The sequence below is a fragment of the Helicobacter didelphidarum genome (assembly GCF_003364195.1).
Lineage (GTDB): Bacteria > Campylobacterota > Campylobacteria > Campylobacterales > Helicobacteraceae > Helicobacter_A > Helicobacter_A didelphidarum.
In genome coordinates, this window is the sequence record NZ_NXLQ01000061.1 from 1 (window position 1) to 4,155 (window position 4,155).

Consider the following 4,155-nt stretch of genomic DNA (forward strand, 5'->3'; position numbering starts at 1 on the left):
ATCTGGTATCAATGAACTCACTCTATCAAATATTAAAGATAAAGAACAAATCTATCTTCATGCACAAAGAGATTATGATGAGATAATAGAGCATAACTTCACTCAAAGGATTAAACATAATAAAGACTCTCAAGTCAAAGGCAACTACACAGAATCTATCAACAAATATCATAAACAAGAAATACTAGGAGTAAAAGATATAAGAGTAGGAGCAGAATACTTAACCAATGTAGCACTCTCTAAAGATACCATAGTAGGAGGAAGCAATACTCTTAATATAGGAATAGATAATAAACTAAGAGTAGCAAAGAATAGTAGTGAGTATGTAGGTGGGGATAAAGAGACTAGCATACAAGGCAATAATATAGAGGAAGTGGGAGGGGATTCACACAAGAAAGTTAAAGGCAGTAGTGAGGAAGTGGTAGAGGGAGATAAACAAGAGTATATTGGAGGAGAACTATATATCGCCTCAGAATCTAATAGCAACATTAGAACTCAAAAAAATCTCTACTTAGAATCTGATTCCCTCTCTTTAGAATCCAAAACACTCACACATATTCAAGCTGATTCGCTAGGCATTAATACACAGACCGCTATACATGCTAATGCTAATAGTGAAGCCACCATACAAGTAGGAGATACCACTATCACCGCTAAGGGAGATAGTGTGATTATCAAAGCAGGTGGCGTAGAAGTAGTGATAGATTCTAATGGACTTGTAGTCAAAGGTGGAGAGGTGAAGAGTGAGTAAGGGTAAGTTGAATAATTAAAGATACAATGAGGTAAAAAATGAGCAAAGAAATAAGTTGTTTTATTCGATTTAGACATAGAAACCAGAATCTTGCTAATATATCTGTGCGTGTAATAAGCACTGATATTAGCACTACGACCGATGAACAAGGTATTGCAGAGTTAAGATTTACAGAGAATATAAATGATCTCATTCTAGTTACGCTTGAGAGCGAGGAATATATAGAATCTACCCAAACTTGCTTTTCTAAAAAATACCAAGATAGAAACAATCCCTATACTATCCTCACACAATTAGCAAACTTTGCTATAACCAATCTCACAATATATCAAGAACAAACACAAGATAACACTATAGAACAAATACCTATATATACTGCACAACCCTATGCTTCCAATAACCAAACACAATCCACACAAACATCAAGCAATGCCCAAACCCATACTGCTAATACCACAGATTCACAAAATCTTGTGTCCTTACAGGCTCATATCCAAACCTTACAAGGTGGCAAGATGTCTGCTATACAATGGGGCTATTATATCAAGCAAAAAAATGAGAATCTAAAAAGCAAGGTTGCTATAAAAGATCTTAAACCTTTTACATTCACCTCCAAAGATACTTATAATACCAAAGTAAGCTTTAACCTCAATGCAAAATTCACCTACACTATCACAGAAAATAACACACAAAAAGAAACCACTGATTATCTCAAAGACAATCAACAACTTATCATTTTTGCATACAGAAAATCTCCAGCTTATACTACAAGCTATGGCACTCCTCATACAATACTTACTATAAGTCAATACCCTATACTTAAGCTAACAAGTAAAACCATAACTATCCTTGATGCTCACACTAACACCACCTATACCCTCTCACACTCTTGTGATACCCACTATCTAAATGAGAATCTAAAGAGTGAGATAGGCTATATACTAGAACTTAGAGAATCTAACCTCTCTATAAAAGATACAAAGAGTAATAAAGATATAGCCTTGATTCTTGCAGAAGAGATTCCACAATTACAAGAAAAGCAAATACTGCTAGATTCTAAAGATTTACAAGCTCTGCAAATAATACTAAGACTTCATACATATAAGGAAACAAGAGCGGTGTATGTGGAGGTAGAAAAACCTTACTATATCGATAATGAGGGCTATTTGCATTGGAAAGTAGAGGGAGAAGAGAGGATAAAGAGTCAAAAAATAAAAGTCTTAAATGTTGATAAAAAAACTTACAAGGATTTTGATATACGAAAGCAGATTATTGGCAATATAGGACATACAACAGATTTAAAAGCTGATGATTTTGATGAAAGAGGATTGATAAAGTTTAAAGCCATTGTTTTACATAGGACAAATGAGGAAACAGCACTCTCTACTCTTAATTCTTACACCAATAAAAATGCAGTTGGCGCTCATTTTTTGATTGACAAAGACGGCACAATCTATCAAGCTGAAACCCTAAAAAAATATACTTGGCATGTTGGCAAAATAGGCTCTAAATGCTATGACAATGACAACTGCGATGAAAATTATAAGAAAACAATTCTAGGTTATTATCAAGGCAAGGTGTTGTCCCAAATTCATAGTAATGTAAGAAAAGAGGAGGAAAAAAATTTCACATATCCAAATCGCTATCCTACTAACAATGAATCGATTGGTATAGAGGTAGTTGGAAAAGCAACTAAAAATAATGAAAAAATTACATATCAAAAATATCCTTCCTTGCAATATGAATCTCATACTTGGGACACCCCCACACAAGCTCAAAAAGATTCTATTAAGAATCTAGTAGAAATTCTTAAAAAGGAGTATAATCTTAGCAATGATGATATTTACGAACATGATGATATTTCGCCACAAAAAACTAGAGGTGAAGCCAAAGGTCTTTATGAAAAAGAGTAGTGTATTTTATGTACTAATATGTATAACACATTTCCTTTATGCCCAAGAAATAGAAAACATTAAGGTAGAAAAATTTAGAAAAGAAGATTTGCCTTTGTTTTATAGGTTAGATTATATACCACTAAAAAACAGAAACATAACAATAGAGGTATTACAAATGGGGCTAGAAAATAGCACAAAATCACAATGTGTAAACCAAAAAACAAAAGAGCAAATGCAAAAATATCTTTATCTGCATATACCACATTTGCATCATAGTTTTGAAGATACTACATTGGTGGGCGAATGTGATTATAAAGGTAAGGTAAAAATGCTTGGTAGAATTTGGGATTTTGAAAGTATGGGTGGCAAAACAACACTAAAGACAAACATTAGCTCCCAAGAGCAAATAAAAGATTCTATGAAAAAATGGTATCTATGTCCTCGCAGTGATGATAGTGGCGATATGTGTTATATAGAGTTAGCTTGTTTATTACCAGAATGCTACCCTAGAGCTATATATTATATTACTGAAATGCAAGAGAAATATGAAAATAAGCTACAACATTGCGAACATTGCAAATAACTTAGGAAACACAAATGAGCCACTTACCACATAGAATCAAAAAGTATAGAATCTCAAACACTTTCTTTTTAAGCTAGAAATGTTGCCAATATAGAATCTGATTCATTAGGCATTATTGCACAAAGCACTATACAAACAATAGCTGATAATGAAATCACTCATAAAGTGGGCGAAACCCAAATCATAGCCAAAGGAGACTCTGTCATCATAAAAGCAGGTGGAGTAGAAGTAGTGATAGATAGCAATGGACTTGTAGTTAAAGGTGGGGAGGTGAAAAGTGAGTAAAATTGTAGCACATAAAAACATAAATCTTGTTTATCATAATAAGGCTTAATAAATGTATAAAATCGTTACATATAAAAATAATATTTTTCTCTTTTTACAATCCTATCAAGAATCAATAAAAATATTTTATGCTTACTTAGATTTAAGGATAGATAGATGGCTGATACTGAAACGATAAAATGCTATGTCAAATCGACAAAAAAATTACAAAATCTAACAATCACCATTGATGGCAAGGGAATTGAAGCACAAACCAATAAAAAGGGTATAGCAGAGTTTGAGCTTGATATACCAACAAATGCCTTAGCAAAGCATATTTATTTCTCTATTAATTCTAGTGATTATATGCTTACCAATGAAAACCATTGTGTGCCAGCACACCACAGAAAAAGCAAACAAGCATTTGACCTCGCATTAATAGCAAAACAAAATGTAAAAAGTATTAAAATCTATAAAAAAGAGCAAATCATACAAGATAATCATGTAATAGAGCAAGAAAAAGAAATACTTGCTACACAAATCACCAAAGACACGCAACCTAGTCAAACAAACCCTAATCAATCTAGTAATACAAACAATCAAGATTCTAACCCTCCTCCTCAAATCATATTCCTTGAAGTCAATCTCACACAAGCTAATGC

The 4,155-nt window shown here is 33.0% G+C and carries 4 protein-coding genes; all 4 read left to right on the forward strand.

The genetic code is table 11. From position 1 onward, the window contains the following. A partial coding sequence (locus CQA53_RS10300) for a bacteriophage T4 gp5 trimerisation domain-containing protein (protein WP_115543881.1) occupies positions 1–751 on the forward strand: 751 nt, incomplete at its 5' end. A gap of 38 nt (positions 752–789) precedes the next feature. Next, positions 790–2,664, forward strand: coding sequence for a peptidoglycan recognition protein family protein (locus CQA53_RS10305; RefSeq protein ID WP_245945887.1), 1,875 nt, complete (start codon positions 790–792; stop codon positions 2,662–2,664). Beyond that, positions 2,651–3,229, forward strand: a complete 579-nt coding sequence (locus CQA53_RS10310) for a hypothetical protein (protein WP_115543882.1) — start codon at positions 2,651–2,653, stop codon at positions 3,227–3,229. Before CQA53_RS10305 ends, CQA53_RS10310 begins: the two co-directional genes overlap by 14 nt. Before the next feature lie 441 nt (positions 3,230–3,670). Then, positions 3,671–4,155 (forward strand): hypothetical protein (locus tag CQA53_RS10320; RefSeq protein WP_147290035.1); only part of this gene is annotated, 485 nt, incomplete at its 3' end.